Here is an 18,056-nt window from a genome sequence, read left to right on the forward strand (position 1 = left end):
GCCCGTCGCGGGTAGCCTGCTGCACGAGGCATGTCCGCCCTCTCGGCATACGGTGACGTCGTTCCTTTCCGTCGGCGGCCGCGACGAAGTCGGACGCGACGGTTGCTGGGGGATAAGCAAGTGTCGTCAAAATGCGGTGATCTGGCTCGAGAAACTTCGCAGATTGATAAACCGTAGCGACATTTCCTAAGCCAACGGTCAGGTTTGATGTCAAAAAACTAGGCAGGTCTGAAATTAAGTCGGCGTTGCCACCCGCGCCACATCCACCCGGTCGCGCAACGCACGGAACTGCTTGAGCGCGGCGCCAGATAAAGTCCGACTGCCGCCGACCTCGATTGACATCGGGTCGACCGGCTGACCGTCGATGTGAATCTCGTAATGAAGGTGCGGCCCCGTCGAACGGCCGGTGGTCCCGACCTCGCCGATCTGCCGGCCCTGAGCGACCTTGACGCCCGGCATCAGTCCTGCGGCGATACGGTTCATGTGGAGGTACAGCGTGTCCCAGCCATTGGCGTGATGCAGACGGACGAAATTGCCGTTCGGCCCCTTCGGCCCTGCGAACGTCACCACCGCATCGCCCGCCGCGTAGATTGGCGTGCCGGTCGGTGCCGCGAAGTCGGTGCCCTTGTGCATCTTGACGAAGCCGAGGATCGGGTGACCCCGCATGCCGAACCCCGAACTGATCCGCGCCGCCTCGACGGGCGTGCGCATCAGCGACTTGCGGCTGCTCCGGCCGCCGCTGTCGAACCATTCCTCCTCGGCATCGCCCGGCGCACGGTAGCGATACAGCGCGCGAGACTTGCCCGCGGTGGCGAGCGAGGCATAGACCAGCACGGGCCTCCCGACCGCCTCGCCGTCCGCGGTCACGCGCTGTTCGAACCCGGCTTCGAACACGTCGCCGCGCGCGACCTCCCGCTGCATGTCGAAGTCGTAGCGGAACGCGTTTACGAATGGACCGATCAGTACGTCGCTGACGCCGGCCGCGACCGCGGAGCTGTAGAAACTCTCGCCATCGAGTTCGCCGCGGACGAAACGGGTCTGCCGTCGCAGGTCCGCGGCGAGCGATGTCATGGCGAAGCCTCCCCCCGTCTGAGGCGTGAGCTTCACGCCCGACCCATCGGTCCGTGTCGCGGTGAGGCTTGCCAGCCGGATCGCGTCGCCGTCATGATCCAACGTGAAGGCCAGTCTGATGTCGCCTGCCGTGGCGCCGAGGCTGTTGCCGATGGCACGAGCCGCCGCCCGGCCGTCGGCGGCGGACACGCCCGACGCGGTGAGCGTCGGGGCGAGGTCGGCCACCGCGGGCAGCATCAGCGTGCGACTCTCCGAGGCCGCCTTGCCCGGTCCGATGGCTGATGTCGCAACGGCAGTCGAAGGCGGTGCCGGGGGTCGAGACGAGACCGCAGCGATCGCGCCGGCAGCGGCGATTACGATGCCGATACCCGGTGCGATCCAGCGGGGGGACGGCGCAGGAGGCCGCGCCGGCGCAAGTGCAGGAATTGGGCCTGGCGAAGTAATCGCGGCCTGAGCCAGTCTCGGTGCGATCCAGGATCGGGGATCGAACGACGGTTCCTGATCTGGGGAACTTGGCATCGACTTCCCGGACATGGATTGTATCGCCGCGTACGACATAGCTATTGCCCAGTTCGTCTTGCGAGGCAATAACCGGGACGGCAGCCGCATCGTCGCGGTCGGTGTATGGCCCTGCAGGGGAATGTGTTTGGCTGGGAAGAATCGGGTCGCCTGGCACGAAGGCATGTTCCTGAGGCCACAGCATTTTCAGGCTCAGGACCGCTTCATCGATGCCCAGCTGGGCGCGCGGGTCGAATCGGTTCGGCCCTGGGCTTGGGGAATCACCGCACTCACGATCGACGAGGATCTGGCCGCGCTCGGCAAGTTCGCGGTGTCGCGCGCCACCGGGATACTGCCCGACGGTACGCCGTTTGCGATTCCGGACGACCTGCCGCCGCCCGAACCTCTCGACGTGCCCGGCGACACGCGCGACGCCATCGTCCACCTGACGCTGCCCGCCAGCCAGATCGGGGCGGTGCAGTTCCGCGACGGCGATGCGCCCGGCCTCGATGCGCGCTTCCTGGTCGACGAGGCGGAGGTGGTGGACGCCTATTCCAGCGACCGCACCAGCGAACCGATCGGGCTCGGTCGACCCAATCTTCGCTTCGGGATCACGCGCGACCAGATCTACGGCCGGGTGACGATCGGCCTCGCCCGCGTTCGCGAGGTGCAGAACAAGCGCGTGATGTTAGACGACCGCTACATAACGCCGGCCCTGGATGCCGCGGCCGTGCCGCGGCTGCGTGGCGGGCTGTCGGACATCGTCGGTCGCGCCGCACAGCGGGCCGACGAGCTGGCGGTTCGCGCAGTCGAGGCCACCGACGGCGGCTCCGACACGTTTGCGAGCTTCCTGTTGCTTCAGGCGTTGAACCGCTGGCTGCCCGTGCTTGAGCACCTCCAGTTCCTGCCGGTCGTGCATCCGGAAAGGCTGTTCGAGACGCTGGTGTCGATGGCCGGCGAGATCGCGACGCTGATCCGTGCGGAACGCAGGGCGCCGCCGCTGCCTCGCTACGACCACGAGAACCCGCAGATCTGTTTCGACCCCGTGTTCGATCTTCTGCAGTCCATGCTGTCGGCGGTGTTCGAACGGTCTGCGCTCCAGATGCCTCTCGATCAGGCCGGCCCGGGCGCGTACGTGTCACGGATCACCGATCACAGCCTGTACGAGACCGGCTATTTCTACCTTGCCGTTGCCTCGGCGTCGCCGGTCGAGGAGATCCGCAGTCTGTTTCCCTCGGTTGCCAAGATCGGGACGGTCCAGAAGATGCGTCAGATCGTCGACTCCGCTCTGCCCGGCGTGCCGTTGCGTCATACGCCGACGCCGCCGCCCCAGCTCCGCGTGCTGCCCGGGTTCGTGTATTTCGAACTCGATCGCGGCGTACCCGATTGGCGCGAGTTCCTGCAGGCCACCGCGCTAGGCCTGCACGTCGCCGGCGACTGGCCCCAGCTGAAGCTCGAACTGTGGTGCGTCAAACGGGGTGGGCGATGAGCGACGACGGCGACAAGACCGTCTTCCGCCCCTCGCCGCTGCAGGGGCTGAAGCGCGGCGATGCGCCCGCGCCCGCTGGCCCTGCCGCCAATCCGACGCCTTGGTCGCCTGCCGGCAGCCCCGGATTTGGGTCGTCGCCCGCCAACGCCGGATATGCAGCGCCGCCGTCGTTGTCGCGGACTGGCAGTGCGCCGGTCGCACCGGGACTGACGCCGTCGCGATTGGGCGAGGACGACGTCCCGCTGCCGGCGACGCCGCAGTCGATCCGCAACGTAATGCTGGCGGAGGCAGAGCCCGTCCTCGCGTTGCTCGCGGCGGTTCGTGCCGGTCGCGTCCGTCCGGCAATGCCCGAACTGCATCGGCAGTGCGCCGCGGCGATCGCCCGGTTCGAGCGCGCGATCCAGCCGCACTATACCGAGGAGAAGCGCCAGCGCGCCAAATACGCGGTCTGCGCGACCGCTGACGACATCGCGCAGAACCTGCCCGGTGTCGGCAGCGACGGCGCCGAATGGGCGCGGCGATCGATGGTCGTCACGTTCTTCCAGGAAAACATCGGCGGCGACCGCTTCTGGCAGCTCGTCGACGACATGCTGCGCGTACCGCAGGACAATCTCGACCTGATCGAACTGTTCCACGCGTGTCTCGCCGCCGGGTTCGAGGGCCGCTTCCGGGTGATGCCCGATGGCCGGCGGCGGCTGCATGAGATCATGACGCGGTTGCAGGGCGCGCTGCCGCACGTCCGGTCGCTGTCGCAGGTCGAACTCGTGCCCCACTGGCGCGGCGAGACCGCACCGGTCGGCCGGATCGGCTGGAGCGTGCTCGCGTTGGCATCCGCAGCGGCGCTCGCGCTGCTGTTGCTCGTCTATGTCGTGCTGCGTCTGATGCTGGGCTCCAGCGGCGAAACACCGTCGTTCAGGCTGGCCGCGCTGACGCCCGACGCCCGGCTGACCTTGTCGCGCCCCGCCGCCGCGATGGCCGCGACGTCCAGCGCGCAGGCGAGCAAGCTCCGCCGGTTCCTCGAACCCGAAATCCGCGAGCATCTCGTCACGGTCGAGGAAGACGCGCAGACCGTTCGCGTCCGCACGACCGTCGGGCAGCTCTTCGAGTCCGGCTCCGACACGCTCGAACCGGGCCGCGAGACGCTGTTCCACCGCATCGGTCGCGCGATCGAGGGTGAAAAGGGCAGTGTCGTGATCGAGGGGCATGCCGATAATGCACCGGTCGCGACCGTCCGGTTCCCCGACAACATGGCGCTCAGCGAAGCCCGTGCCGAGACGGTCGGCGTCCTAGTCCGCCAGGACCTGTCCGATCCCGCGCGCGTATCCACCAAGGGACTAGGAGACACCGTGCCGATCGCTTCCAACGCGGATGCCGCGGGCAAGTCGAAGAACCGGCGCGTCGAAATCGTCGTGCCGCGGCGCTACTGATGCGGCGCTTCTTCCGGAACTGGTACGCCGTGACCATCACCGCGGCGGTGCTGCTGGCAGCGCTGCTGGCGTTCGGCCTGCCGTTGTTCTTCGCGTTCTTCCGACCCGTACCCGTACGAATCGGTGCCGTCGTCGCGGTCGCGCTGGGCTGGGGGCTGTGGTGGTTCCTGCGCCGCCGCGTCGCGCGCCGCGCGGCCGATGCCATCGCCGCCGAACTGGCCGGGCCGAATGCCGCCGACGAGGAGGGCAAGGCGCTCGGACGCCGCATGAGCGAGGCGCTGACCAAGCTGCGCGGCGCGGCTGGAGGTAGGCGCGACTACCTCTACAGCCGTCCGTGGTACGTCATCATCGGTCCGCCGGGTGCCGGCAAGACCACCGCGCTGCTGAATTCGGGACTGCGGTTTCCGCTCGTCGAACAGGCCGTGGGCGGGGTGGGCGGCACCCGCAACCTCGACTTCTGGTTCGCCGACGAAGCGGTGCTGGTCGATACCGCGGGACGCTACACGACGCAGGACAGCGATACCGTGGTCGACGCGGCGGGCTGGGGTGCGTTCCTCGGACTGCTCAAGCGCCATCGGCCTCGTCAGCCGATCAACGGCGTGTTCGTCGCGATCGGCGTCGATACGCTGGTGGCGAGCGACTGTGCCGCGATCGACGCGCACGCGCGCGCGGTCCGCCGTCGCCTCGTCGAGCTGCGCCGCTCGCTAGAGACCGCGGTGCCGATCTATCTGCTCGTCACTAAGGCGGATCTGCTCGCCGGCTTCATCGATTATTTCGACGATCTCGACGTCGAGGGGCGGCGTGCCGTGCTCGGTGCGACGTTGCCATACGCCGAGGGGCGACCGTCTGCCGAGATGCTGGCGCATGCGTTCGACGAGGCGACGCAGGCCGTTGCCGACCGTCAGGCGCGGCGGCTGTTCGAGGAGGTCGATCAGCGCCGTCGTGGCATGATGATCGGCTTCCCGGCGCAGTTGCGATCGCTGCGCGCGCGGATTATGCGCTTTGCCGACGGCGCGTTCGTCGCTGGCGATGAAGCTGCTGGCGTGCTGCGAGGATTCTATCTGACCAGCGGCGTACAGGAGGGGGCGCCGCTCGATCGTATCCTCGCCTCGATGGCCGAGGTGTACGAACAGCCGGTCGATCCTGCGGTCGGCGCCCGCGGGCGTGCGTATTTCCTCAACCGTCTGCTGACCGAAGTGATGTTCCCCGAGGCCGGGCTCGTCACCACCGACACCAAGGCGAAGGCGCGGCGGCGCGGTCAGCTTGGCGCGGCGCTGGCGGGCATCGCCATCGCGGCGGCGTTGGTCCTGACCGCCTGGGGCGTCAGCTTTGTGCGCAACCGGGCGTTCCAGTCGGCGCTCGCCGGCCAGACCGCGCGTGCCGAACAGCAGTTCCGCGATGCCGGTGTCGACCTGACCCAGGTGCGCGAGGACGATGCCGATCTGCGTGCCGCGATCCCCGCGCTCGATACCCTGCGCAACCTGCCGCGGGGTTATACCGAGCGGCGCAGCGGCGGGCCGGCATTGACGATGACGTTCGGCCTGTACCAGCGGAGCCTCAGCCAGCAGGCCGAGGAAACGTACCGCGACGCGCTGCGCCGTGTGATGCTGCCGCGGTTGCTGTTGCGTCTGGAAGCCGTGATGAAGGCGAACGGGCGCGATCCGATGCAGTTGTACGAGCCGCTCAAGGTCTATCTGATGCTCGGCCAGCAGGGGCCGATGGACGCCAGGGCGGTGCGCGCCTGGGTGACCGCCGATTGGGCGACCGATCTGTATCCTGGCGCGGACAGCCAGGCCGAGCGGACCGCGCTCACGCGCCATCTCGATGCGCTGATCGAAGACAAGGACATGGCGTCGGTCTGGCCGAACCGTAGTCCTCCGCTCGATGGCCAACTCGTCGCGAGTGCGCGGGCTGCAGTACAGACTCTCAGTCTCGCCGACCGAGCCTATGCCGTGATGCGGCAAAAGGCCGCGTCCGCGGGTCCCGCCTGGGAAGTCGCCAACGTGCTGTCGCAGGGCGATGCGCTGGCGTTCGCATCGCCAGACACGCTCATCGCGATGCGTATTCCCTATTTCTTCACGCGCGCAGGCTATGAGAAGACCTATCTGCCGGGGCTTGCGACCGTGCAGCAAGACCTTAAGCGCGACCTTTGGGTGCTTGGCGGTGCGGAGGAAGCCGGCGTCGGTGAGGAGCTGAGCAACGTACGTCCCGGCGTCGCGGGGCTGTATGCCAAGGACTACGTCGCCGCCTGGGAGGGAGTCGTCACCGCGATGAAGCCTGCCGCGTATTTTAGCGATCCGGCGGCATTCGGCGCACTGACCAAGAGCCCGTCGCCATTGAAGCGCGTGCTGCTCGAACTGCGCAAGAACACGATCTTCACCGGTGGTGCGCAGGCGGGTCTCGCGCGGGCAGGTCGATACGGCATGAACCGCTCGCGGCTCGGTCGGGTGGCGAACGAGATCGGCCGCGATCGATCACGCGGCATCGACGCCGGCGACGAGATCAGCGGGTATTTCCAGCCGATGCAGGAATATGTCGGCGATGGCCGCGGTTCGGCGCCGATCGATGATTTCGTCGCCGGGATCAAGGCGGCGGGGCAGGCGGTCATGGCTGCGCGGTCGGTCGGCGGCGGCGGCGGTGCGGATACCACGCAGGCTCAGATGGCGGCGGCCTTGGCCTCGGTCCGCGCAGCCGCAGCGGGCGCTCCGCCGCAATTGCAGGGCTTCGTCAATTCGGCTGCGGGCGGCGGTACCCGCGCGCAGATCGGCGCGGCGAGCGGTGCGGTTGGTGACGCTTATGCACAGACGGTGCTGCCCGCATGCCGGGGGGTTGCCCAGGAGCACTACCCTTTTTTCGCCACCGCAGCGGATGCCCCGATGGTTGAGGCGTTGCGCGTGTTCTCGATGGGCGGGGTGTTCGACGGCTTCGTCCAGCAGCGCCTGATGCCGATGGTCGACACGTCCGGCCCGGTATGGCGGTGGAAGGACAACGACCCGGTCGCCGCCGCGCTCAACCCTTCGACTCCGGAAACGCTGGCGCGTGCGGTCCAGCTTCGCGAGTTGCTGGCGGCGGGCCTGCCGATCAAGGTGTCGGTAGCGAGCTTCGGCACCGACGTCGGCGTCGTCGAGGTCGCCAGCGGCGGAACCCGCTATCGGTTCACGCCGCAGAGCAACCAGCCCAAGCCGTTGATCTGGTCCGCGACCGGCAGCCTGCCGGAGGCATCGGTAGTGCTCTATCGCACCCCGTCCACCACGCCAGCCACGCCGGCCGCAGGTGCCGACGCACCGCCGGGCGTCGAACTGGCGCGGATCGAGACCGAAGGGCCTTGGGCGCTGTTCCGCTTGATGGACCGCGCCGAAAAGCAGAACGCCGGGCCCAAGGCGATCCGCGCGGGCTTTGGCGAGGGGCCGCAGCGTACGACGCTAACCGTGCAGTTTCCGGGCACCACCAATCCGTTCAGCCGTGCGGGCCTGTGGTCGTTCCGGTGCCCGGCCAGCCTGTGACGATGCCTGTGACTGCGCGCTTGTTCGGCAAGCTGCCCGCGCACGGGGATTTCGTCGCACGCGGCTGCACGTCGGTGGAGCAAGCGAGCCTCGACGCCTGGCTGACAGCATCGCTGGCGGACGCGCAGGATCGCTTTGGTGGAGAGTTCGTCGATCGCTTCGATGCGGCATTGCCCTGGAAAGGGTGCGGAGCAGGGGCGGTCGGCGTGGTCGCCGCATCGCAGGACGCCGCCGGGCGGCGTTATCCGCTGCTGTTGGTCTGTGCCGCGTCAGACGATATCGAGGATCTGATCTACGCCGCGATCGCGGAGCGCTGGGACGCCGATCGGCTCGCAACGATGGCCGGAGTAGGTCCCTCCTCGTCGATCGAGCGGTGGGAGTCCGCCGACCGCGCGATGTCTCTCGACGGCGACATGCCGGTCGATATCGTCACCGCCATGCTGGAGACCGTCGGCGTATGAGCGTCCAATTCCGTATCGCCAGCGTCGCCGCGACGCATCCGGGGCTGGTCCGCCGGGTCAACGAGGATCGCCATGCCGAGCGGACCGCGGATGGTCTCTGGGTCGTTGCGGACGGCATGGGCGGGCATGCGTTCGGCGACTGGGCCGCGCATGCGGTGGTCCAGGCGATCGAGAGCGTCGACATACCGCTGGCGTTCGATGCCGCCGTGCAGGCCGTCGCCGATGGCGTCCACAGCGCCAACCGTCGGATCTGGGCGGAGTCGCAGCGGCGCGGCCAGCAGATGGGGTCCACCGTCGTTGTACTGCTGGTCCACGGCGATCGTTTCGCGGCATTGTGGGTAGGGGACAGCCGCATATATCTGCGACGCGCCGACATGCTGGTTCCGCTCACCCGCGACCACAGCCAGGTGCAGGAGATGGTGGACCGCGGCCTTCTCTCGCCCGAGGAGGCCGAGGACCATCCGCGCGGACATGTTCTGGCGCGTGCGGTGGGAGTCGGCGCGCGCATCGCCGTCGACGTCGTTACCGATGGCGTCGAACCGGGTGATCGGTACCTGTTGTGCAGCGACGGTCTTTCCGGGCAGGTCGCCGACCCGGAGCTGAGTGCGATGCTCGGGCTCCCCGATCAGTCGGAGGCGATCGAAGCACTCGTGGCGCGCGTGCTCGACCGTGGCGCACCGGACAACGTGACTGCAATCCTCGTAGGCATCCAGGAAGCGACGCGGCTCGACTTCGCCGATGCCGGCCGGACACGGACATGACCGGGGACGACCAGGACCGCACCGTGTTCGATCCTGACCGCACGGTTTTCGATCCCGCAGGGATCGGAGCAGATCAGGGAGCGGGCGGCGCGACTTCGCGGCCACCTGCAGGAGGCACCGCGATCAAGGTCGGCGACATCCTCAATCACATGTTCGCGGTCACCGGGTTCCTGGCGCGCGGGGGGATGGGGGAGGTGTTCGTCGGTGCCAACGTAATCACCGACGAACGCGTCGCGATCAAGGTGATGCTGCCTGCTCTCGCCGCCGATCCCAATGTCATCACGCTGTTTCGGCGCGAGGCGAAGACACTGACGCGGCTGCATCATGAGGCAGTGGTGCAGTATCGCGTGCTGGCGCAGGAGCCTGAACTCGGCGTCCTCTACATCGTCACCGAATACATCGAAGGAACCGGACTCTCGGACGTCCTTGCGACGCTTCGACCTTCGCCCGAAGACCTGGGCGCGCTCTTGCGGCGGCTCGCGTCGGGACTGGCGGCGGCACATGCGCTCGACGCGATCCACCGCGACGTCTCTCCCGACAACGTGCTGCTCCCGGGCGGACGACTCGGGGGGGCGAAGCTGATCGACTTCGGCATCGCGAAGGATCTCGATCCCGGCACGGCGACCGTCATCGGCGACGGCTTCGCGGGCAAGCTCGGATATGTCGCGCCGGAACAGCTGGGCGACTTCGGACGGACGCTGGGGCCTTGGACCGACGTCTACAGCCTGGGTCTGGTGATCCTCGCGGTCGCGCGCGGCAGCGACCTCGGGCTCGGCGGAACGCTGGTCGATGCGGTCGACAAGCGCCGCGCGGGGCTTGATCTGGCTGCGGTCCCGATGCCGCTGCGTTCGGTCGTCGCGGGGATGGTACGTCCCGACCCCGCCGACCGCCTGAGGTCGATGGGCGCCGTGCTCGCTGCGCTCGACGGCGCGGAAGTGCCCGGCGCCGCGGCCACTAGCAGCCTGCCGCGCTGGTGGCCTGCCGCCGCCGCGCTCGTGCTGATGCTGCTGGTCGCGGTGGGCTGGTTCGCGATGCGCAGCGATGCACCGACCGAACGGACGCCATCCATCGCAGTCGCCGCCGATCCGGTCGCACGTGCGCGCGATGCCATCGATGCTGCATTGCCATCGGTCAGCTGCACCTGGTTGCGGATCGTCTCCGTCAGCCCGAGCGCCGGGGGCCCGCGCGTCGCGCTCACGGGTGTCGCGGGCAACCCGACCCAGGCGCAGACCGAGATCGTCCGCACGCTGCAGGCGCAGGGACTCACCGCCAGCGCGATCGATTTTGCAGAGGTGTCGCCGATCACGCAGTCGGGCTGCGCCGCGCTCGATGCGTTTCGTCAGATCCGGACGACCGGGCGCAACCGCCTGTCGGTGCCGCAACGGCGCTTTGAGATGCGCACGCAGACGGCAGGTACCGCGTATGAAGGCAAGGTCGCGGCGAGTGCGGTCATCGGCATCGCGATCGGTGATCCGTCGTTGGACTTCGCTCTTGTCGGCTTGGAACCGTCCGGCGCGATCGACATGCTGATACCGAGCCGGGCCGCCTTCGCCGAGCAGGTGCGCAGGTCGCGCGATGGCTTGCCGATCACGGATCTGGGGGGCGACCGGTATCGGATGCAGCTCGATCTGGATCATGAAGGCTGGTCCGGCCTGCTGCTCGTCACGGGCAAGGGACCGTTCGACGCCAAGGTGATCGCACCGCCACTCGGCCAGCGCGACGCCGCCTGGCGCACGACGCTCGTCCAGCGTGCGGCCGAGCACGGGTGGCAGGCGGACATGATCTGGTTCCGTTCGGTCGACGACGAGAAGGATTGAAGAAGCTCGGCCGCGTCCCGTCCGCCGCGACGTGGTGTCGACGGCACGACCCTTGCCCCTTCCGTTTTGTATCCTGGACCGAGCGTCACCCCGCTCACCCCACCCGGCTCGAGATGCCGCGAACCGCCTCGTGGGCGATGAGGAATCCCGACGTGGTCATCTCGACGACGGGCCACACGGCGCCCGCTGGCATCGCCGCGGACACCGCCCCGTTTCGAGCCGGCGGCTCCTGAGCCAGGGATCGAAATGCACCGTCGCCAAGCCGGGCAAACGGTTGAAATCGAATTTGAAAAGAGGTTAGAACCGCGGTCGTGAAGACGAGCATGTCAGGAGTTGGTCGTGCCTATAACCGATAAGGACCTCTACGGTCCACGAGGTCCCAGGCCTGACGACATCGATCAGGACTATATCGGCGATTGTTATCTGGTGGCGACTTTGTCCGCGGTGGCACTGCGTCACCCTATGCTCATCAAGAATCTAATCCACTACGACCGCATCTCGCAACGGTTCGTCGTCGGCCTGTATGACGTGAAGGGGAAGAAACGGCACGTCCAGGTCACTCAGCTCGAGCTGGAAGACAACATGATTCGGAACGGCGGCAGCAGAATGGATAATACGATGGAGAGGAAGATCGTGTGGCCGGCCGTCTTCGAAACCGCGTATGCGAAACTATACGACTCCAAGCCTCTCGATGGCCTCGATCAGGGCTACGTCAAGATAGACGGAGGGGGGTGGCCGAAGGATGCGATGATGGCGGTGACCGGGAGTTTCGGGACCGAGTTGAGGTTTCAACTCCTTCCTCGCATCACCCGCCAGCAGTCGATCAACCTTCTGGGCAGCCGGGTCGCCAGGGCGCTGGTGCGTCATCGCACCATCACGCTCTGGTCGGTGCCCGAATACGATGGCAGATCCCAGATCCAGAAAAAGAACAACGCTCCCTTCCCGCAGGACGGGCTGGCCGACAACCATGTGTATACGGTCATCTCGATGACGCGAACCGCTTCCAGGACGTGGATGGTGGGATTGCGTAACCCTTGGAATGACAACATGGGTGTCAATGAAGGCCGGGACTCCAAGTCCGCCTTCATCTCCGTCGACCTTAACACGCTGGTAAATACGGGCGGTCTTAATTCTTTCAGAGTAAGCGTATATTGATGAAGCTGTACGAGCTGTAGCGACGGGGCTTTTCATGCTGAGAATACTATCCTTTCTTTTATTACCTCTGTCTGCGGTGGGTGGCATGGTGGACGTTCAGCAGCCACGGTCGCTCGATGAACTCGTAGGCACCGGTCTCGTCAAGCAGGTTCCGAGATCCGTTCACGATATCGACGAAGTCGCCCTGGATACGCAGGTTGCGAAGACCTTTCACGGCAAGTATGAGATTGGGTCTTCACGTTACTTCATCGCTTCCACAGACGTGTCCTGGGCCGCGATTTCCAAGAACGTGCAGAACCACATGCTTGAAAGTTCGATAGGGCGGGCCCACTACGATAACGAGAAGCCGGGCATCGTACTGATCGACTACTACCCTCAACCGCACGGTGCATTCGTACTGGCGATGAACAAGGAATCTCGTCGTCGAGGCCAGAGACTGGCGGGATATTTCGTTCTGAAGCCGAAGGGTGCAGTTCAACACTCGAGATAGGCGTGTCTGGCGTCGACCGTCCAACGAACTGCGATGACCGGATCGCGCGGCGCGGATGCAGGGGTGCCTGACGCATCTGGAAGCGGGACTCCGAGTTGCCGGGATACAGGCGATCTACTCTCAGCCCGTGGACTGTTCGCCGTGCAGGGTCGTGGCCGGTGCGCTCGGACTCACTGGGCAGCCGAGTGCGGAGCCCACTGGCGAAGCCTGGATCCAGTTCCGCATGCAACGGGTGCTGGTGAGCACGAGCTGACCGTCGGCCGCGTTGGTGCGGGTGGTGTTCGTCGACCGGCAGCGACGTGTGGCGGCCGATTGCTTCGACCGCCGCGTTTTTGCTTTCGTGAAGGTTGAGGGTCGAGGGGCCTCGGTCCGGTCTTCAGATTCTCGACCGGGATGGGGCCAGGACGTTGGCGATGCCCGCGCCGTAGGCATGACGATCGTCCGCGTAGCGAGCATGCCGACAACGACCTCGCGGGTTCTCCGATGGCGATTAGCGGTCGGCGAGGCCAAGCGTGGACGACGGCGGCGCAGGGGCCGCTCGAGGGCGAGCGAGTGATCAGCCTCGTCGTCGCCTGCGATAGCGCGCTCGCAGGCTCCTCGTCGCGGTCGGCGCCGAGGTCATGGCTCGGTCGGTTCGTCGCCCGACCGGTCACCAGCGAGGATCGGCCCTCCCGACGCTTCGTCACCGCGCGTTTATCCGTCGACTACCTATGAAATGTAGAACCCCGGCAAGGCGGTTCGATTGCATCAGGTTGTTCTGCGACTCGAACACGAGCATGTCAGGAACGAAATGCCGTCGCCCGTCGCGTTCGAACGGCAGCAGGTTCCGATGTCTCAATACGTCTGCGTGACTAAAGGCTGTTCATCGAGCATCGTCTCATCGAGCTATGTGATTCTGCACCTGAGCCGGGTAGACTTCACCCGAGTTGTCGTGCGATATCGGATAGACGCAATTAGGAGGGTTTGCATGCGACATGCGACCGAAGTGCGACTGGGCGGATCAGTGGGTAAGGGCGGGCTAAACTGCTGGACCGACGTGGCCTCAGTGCAGCAGTTGTTGAACGAGCATCTGCCCTCCGGAGGTAAGCCACTCGAGATAGACGGCGACGCCGGCCCGCTTACCATCGATCTTATCGCCCGATGGCAGCGCCAGCACGGCATGATGCGCAATCCCGACGGCCGGGTGGATCCGGGCGGCCCGACGTTGCGCGCCCTCAACCTCAGCCAACCGCTCCGCTCCATTCCACGTGCGGCCGTTCACCGGACGTCGCGATCCAGCACGGCGCGCGCCGTGACGCCGGCTCCTCGTCCAGTTGCCCCGGCGGCCCAACGCCCTGCCGCCGCCCGCAGCCGGCTCCCGACGCCTGCCGTTCCCACGGTCGCCGATCGGGAGGCGCGCGGGCGTACGCCGCCCGCCGCCGTCGTTCAGGCTGCTCAGGTGTCGCAGCGGCAATGGGGCATTCCGGCTTCGGTCACGTTGGCCCAATGGGCGTTGGAAAGTGCATGGGGCAGTCGCATGCCGCCAGGCAGCAACAACCCTTTCGGCATCAAGGCACGACGGGGCGACCCCTCCGTCAGCACCGGCACGGACGAGGTGATCAACGGCCGTCGCATCCGCATCCGTGCCGGCTTTCGTGCCTTCGCATCGATCGCCGACGCGTTCGATCATCACGGGCGGCTGCTTGCGACCGGGCGACCCTATCGAAATGCGCGCGGTGCCTTGCCCGATCCGGATGCGTTCGCCGATGCGTTGACGGGCGTCTATGCGACCGACCCGTCCTATGGGCGCAAGCTGAGGTCGCTGATGGGCGCGAACAACTTCTATCGCTTCAACGCGAACTGAAGTGAACGTGGCCCGACTGGGGCTCAGTTCACGCCGAAACAGCGTGAGAGTCGCGACGTCACGGGTGTCCAGGTGCTCCCGGCGTTCGCCGGATAGTGCAGTTCCATAGTGCTGAAGGCATCCCGGGCGAACACCGACTTCAGATAGAAGATCTGGCCATTGCGTCGCCCCGACAGCACGTACCAGGTTGGCCGTACGACGGAGTAGGTCACCTCGCCTCCGTTGCCCAAGCGTTCGCGATCCGCCGCCGCGCTCGACGCCACGGTGTCTCCCAGCGCGTTGTTGCTACCCCAGACACTGAGTACCGCACCCCCAGCACCGGTGAAACGACGTCCGTCGCCATTGGGCGATACGGCGGCCGGCTTGAGCAGCGCGGCCGGATAGCACGCATGATAGCCAAAGCGCGCATTGACGTAGACGGGCCATTTCGAGTCAGCCGTCTGAGCGCCGGCAGAATGCACCGGCAAGGCAGAAACACTCATCAGGGCAGCGGCTGAGGCCATCGCTGCCACACGAACTTTTGCCATCGCGAATCTCATATCGATCTCCCTTGCCACGGTCGTCTGACCCGTCGCGGTTGTACCGTTGCTGAAGGCCGGCTTACCTACGCTCGTCTTCTGCCTTCTCATCGCAGGACAGTGCAAGCGCCTGTGCCTTGGTCTTCCACATTCTACGGCGGTGCACCAGCGGCACGTTTCCCATGGAGCGCCCTCTACAGGTGCTGTGGTGCGATCTTTATTTCGAGCGGCAAAAGAACGTGGGGACGGTTGTTGTCGGTACGCGCGGGCGAGGTCGACGCCGGTAGTGTCGATTGTGGGTGGAAGGGCAGCGTCGCGGGTGGCGTGGGTCATCACCAGTTCGGCATTCCTTTAGCTAATCCGCATCGAGTTCGCGTGGGTGATCGACCATCGCAGGGCGATCCAGGCGGATATTACCTTTACGTATCTGGACGAATCGATCGTCGCAGATCTCTGCTGCGGCCGAAGGCACAGGTTCCAGCGGCCGCTCGTGATGCTCCGACAGGCGGGCGTAACCATGAGTGATGTACCCTACCGGAACCCCGATCGCTCAAACGACGTGCAGCTAGATCAAGAATGAATCATGCCCCATTCGTCCCTGCAATCCCGGCGTTGCGTACAATGGAATGGTATGTTCTACTATCCTGGCGGCTCTGATGGGAGGATGGTTTGGCGAACAAATCACGCAAACTGACGCCTGGCGAACTGCGGGAAGCGAAAAGCGTTTTCGGACTATCAATCGACTACGACAAAGTCATCGTCCACGAAGCTACCGCTTATTTCTTCCAGCCAAACGGGACGGCCATAACACCAAACGGAGAAATCTATTTTCCACCCGCGGACTATAAGTACAGCTTCGCCACAAACCGTAGTGATGCAGCTTGGCTCATTCATGAGCTCACTCATGTTTGGCAACATCAACGCGGGATGTGGGTCCGATTGCGTGGAATGGCTAACCGAAATTACGACTACGGCGACTTGTCGAAATCGAAACTGGCTTTTCTATCTCAGGGCGTTGAAGTTCAAGCCTCGATCGTGGGCGATTACTACCGCATAAAGTACGGCTTAAAGCCAGTGCACGGAACCGGCGCGCTGAGCGATTATGAGCGCACTATTCCATTCATTTCGTCGAGGCGCGCATGAAAACAGTCATACTCACCTTGGTCGGCAGCATACTAAGTGCCGCTTACTGGTGGATTGCCTTCATAACGGTCTACGCGAATGCCCTGTTTGCAGGCGAGCGCGGGCCAGCTTGGACTCCGCCAGCCGATTCGCAAGCGATAAGTCACAGCATAACGGTCATCGTGATCGCGGTTGTCATCTACGCATTCTTGATCGCCGCTTGGTCCACGCTGAAGCGCCGGCTGTTCCGAGCGTTATCGTGAGGCGACGGCGGAGACGCGCGCTCCCCACGTAGTCTCCAGAATCCTGTAGTTTGTCAGTCTAAACAGCCCCTACTTATTTAAATGCCTGAGCCATCAAGGCCTGCTGCCGTTCGAACTTGCCAAGGATGTCAAACTACATCTACATCTTGTATTCATCGTCGCGCCGGACAGTGATGGCGCACCGCCGCGTTGCAGTCCTTCGCGAACCGCTACACCGGTCATCTCTTGCGTCCCGCATCGAAGCCTTGCGCAGCGTTTGTACTATGACGCGATTCTCCTTACTCGCTGGGAGCAAGCCCTTGCATGCCAAGTGACGAGAAAGCACCGGGCGCCAGTATCTCGAGCTCGTCGATGATGTTTTCGACAACCGCCAGAGCACGTCGCAAGTAGTCCGGCCTAAACGGCGCATACAGGTCGCTCACGTCGTCGAACTTGTCGTGGCCAAGAAACATTTCGAGCTCTCCCCATGCTTCCTGAGGGAGCCGCTGGCGTACGATGTTGGCCACTGACCGCCGGATGAGCTTCATCCCGGACTCGCCGTCGCCGGGTAGGTTGAGCGCCTTGGCCATCGTCTCCCAAGCGGATTTCACGCTGGTCCCGATGATCAGGTTGCCAGTGGTGGCATCAAGGACTGCGGCCATCCGCCTGGGCACGGGCACGGTAGCCCGATACTTTCGGGTCTGGCGCCGCTGTGCGGGGTTGAGGTTGAGGATCCTGCGAGCGGAATTCCACTGACCTCGCGCCGGATCGGTCGAGACGTCGTGCGCAGCGTCCGGCCGGGCCATCGTCGCGACGCTGATCCGCAGGAACGCCAGAAGGCTTGCGCGATCGCGCTTCGAGCGCTCGGCAGGCTGCTTACCCGGTGGGGGCGACACGCAGTAGCTGAACTTTGCTGCGAGCTCGGCGAGATCGCTTCGGTGCTGAGGTGTCTGGTTCACCTCCTTCGGTTGCTGCGCCTTGAACTTCGCCTTGATGCCTCCGCTCCGGTTCACGGCCGCTGCGAGCTGGAGGACGCTGTTCTCGACCGTCGACCAGGAACGCTCCTTCCTGATGCCCGTCGGGGTCACGATCGGCCTTGCATGGAGCCATTTCCTGAAGCGTTCGATCCAGTCCTCGTCGACGTCGTCGCAGGCGGTTGCGGCTAGATCCTTCTCGACCAGGTAGGCAAGGACATGTGTCAGTCGGGGGCGGATCGCGTCGATCGATGATTTCCCGGCAGAGAGCGTCAGATAGTCAGCGATCGCGGCGGTCAGGTAGACGCGCGTGGCCTCGCGACGCTGTCCGCAGGTCGGGCAGAAGGCCTCTCCCTTTGTCTTCTCTAGGTAGAGCCGATCGAGCGCAGCACGTCCGAGCTCGACATCCTCTGTGCGCGCGCTAGCGCTTCGTTCGCGCTTTCGCTCTTCGTCGTACCAGACGATCTCGAGCGCGGTGCGTCCTTCGCGCCGATGAAGTTGGTATCCACCGCGCTCGTAGAGCGGTTTGCTTCGCTTCGTTGCAGGCATAGGTCCCTCTGGTGGATCGCCACGGCGTCGCGGAAGGCCTGGTAGGCGCCGGTGGTGACGAGTAGGTCGAGTTCGTCCGGAGTGAGCTGAATGCCCTTGCGAGCTTCCAGCTTGCGCGACAGGCGGCGATCGAGAT

At 65.4% G+C, this 18,056-nt stretch carries 13 protein-coding genes; 10 read left to right on the forward strand and 3 right to left on the reverse strand.

What is annotated here, in order from left to right:
• Positions 1 to 234 precede the first annotated feature (234 nt).
• Entirely contained in the window at positions 235 to 1,308 is a 1,074-nt protein-coding gene (locus C8J45_RS00170) for a M23 family metallopeptidase (RefSeq protein WP_219907307.1), read from the reverse strand.
• 445 nt (positions 1,309 to 1,753) lie between these two features.
• On the opposite strand from C8J45_RS00170, the gene tssK reads away from it, so the two are divergent.
• The 9 genes from tssK (at position 1,754) to C8J45_RS00225 (ending at position 14,515) form a co-directional block, all read left to right on the forward strand.
• Positions 1,754 to 3,058: a type VI secretion system baseplate subunit TssK gene (gene tssK, locus C8J45_RS00175; protein WP_258191189.1), complete on the forward strand. Its 1,305-nt coding sequence runs from the start codon at positions 1,754 to 1,756 to the stop codon at positions 3,056 to 3,058.
• Positions 3,055 to 4,485 carry a type IVB secretion system protein IcmH/DotU gene (gene icmH, locus C8J45_RS00180; protein WP_258191190.1) on the forward strand — a complete coding sequence of 477 codons (1,431 nt, stop codon included), beginning with the start codon at positions 3,055 to 3,057 and terminating at the stop codon, positions 4,483 to 4,485. The genes tssK and icmH overlap by 4 nt, the downstream gene beginning before the upstream one ends.
• Positions 4,485 to 7,988 carry a type VI secretion system membrane subunit TssM gene (gene tssM / locus C8J45_RS00185; RefSeq protein ID WP_107961410.1) on the forward strand — a complete coding sequence of 1,168 codons (3,504 nt, stop codon included), beginning with the start codon at positions 4,485 to 4,487 and terminating at the stop codon, positions 7,986 to 7,988. Before icmH ends, tssM begins: the two co-directional genes overlap by 1 nt.
• A 2-nt stretch (positions 7,989 to 7,990) precedes the next feature.
• Complete coding sequence (gene tagF / locus C8J45_RS00190) at positions 7,991 to 8,449, forward strand: type VI secretion system-associated protein TagF (protein WP_146168540.1); 459 nt, start codon at positions 7,991 to 7,993, stop codon at positions 8,447 to 8,449.
• Entirely contained in the window at positions 8,446 to 9,210 is a 765-nt protein-coding gene (locus C8J45_RS00195; RefSeq protein WP_107961412.1) for a PP2C family serine/threonine-protein phosphatase, read from the forward strand. Before tagF ends, C8J45_RS00195 begins: the two co-directional genes overlap by 4 nt.
• Positions 9,207 to 11,027: a serine/threonine-protein kinase gene (locus C8J45_RS00200; RefSeq protein ID WP_107961413.1), complete on the forward strand. Its 1,821-nt coding sequence runs from the start codon at positions 9,207 to 9,209 to the stop codon at positions 11,025 to 11,027. Before C8J45_RS00195 ends, C8J45_RS00200 begins: the two co-directional genes overlap by 4 nt.
• A 339-nt stretch (positions 11,028 to 11,366) precedes the next feature.
• Positions 11,367 to 12,182, forward strand: a complete 816-nt coding sequence (locus C8J45_RS00210; protein ID WP_181321047.1) for a C2 family cysteine protease — start codon at positions 11,367 to 11,369, stop codon at positions 12,180 to 12,182.
• An 85-nt stretch (positions 12,183 to 12,267) separates the two neighbouring features.
• The gene (locus tag C8J45_RS00215) at positions 12,268 to 12,672 is read left to right on the forward strand and encodes a hypothetical protein (protein ID WP_107961416.1); all 405 of its coding nucleotides are present in this window, start codon (positions 12,268 to 12,270) and stop codon (positions 12,670 to 12,672) included.
• 967 nt (positions 12,673 to 13,639) lie between these two features.
• Positions 13,640 to 14,515, forward strand: a complete 876-nt coding sequence (locus tag C8J45_RS00225; protein ID WP_181321048.1) for a glucosaminidase domain-containing protein — start codon at positions 13,640 to 13,642, stop codon at positions 14,513 to 14,515.
• Positions 14,516 to 14,538: 23 nt separating this feature from the next.
• On the opposite strand, the gene C8J45_RS00230 is transcribed toward C8J45_RS00225, so the two are convergent.
• A complete protein-coding gene (locus C8J45_RS00230; protein WP_146168542.1) occupies positions 14,539 to 15,054 on the reverse strand; it encodes a hypothetical protein in 516 nt (171 codons plus the stop codon).
• A gap of 648 nt (positions 15,055 to 15,702) precedes the next feature.
• On the opposite strand from C8J45_RS00230, the gene C8J45_RS00240 reads away from it, so the two are divergent.
• On the forward strand, positions 15,703 to 16,176 hold the full coding sequence (locus C8J45_RS00240; RefSeq protein ID WP_107961421.1) for a DUF4157 domain-containing protein: 474 nt from the start codon (positions 15,703 to 15,705) through the stop codon (positions 16,174 to 16,176).
• A 520-nt stretch (positions 16,177 to 16,696) separates the two neighbouring features.
• Here the strand turns inward: C8J45_RS00240 and C8J45_RS00250 are convergent.
• Positions 16,697 to 17,920: a hypothetical protein gene (locus C8J45_RS00250; protein WP_258191191.1), complete on the reverse strand. Its 1,224-nt coding sequence runs from the start codon at positions 17,918 to 17,920 to the stop codon at positions 16,697 to 16,699.
• Between the last annotated feature and the right edge of the window lie 136 nt (positions 17,921 to 18,056).

It is taken from the genome of Sphingomonas sp. PP-CE-3G-477, from assembly GCF_003050745.1.
Taxonomy (GTDB): Bacteria; Pseudomonadota; Alphaproteobacteria; order Sphingomonadales; family Sphingomonadaceae; genus Sphingomonas.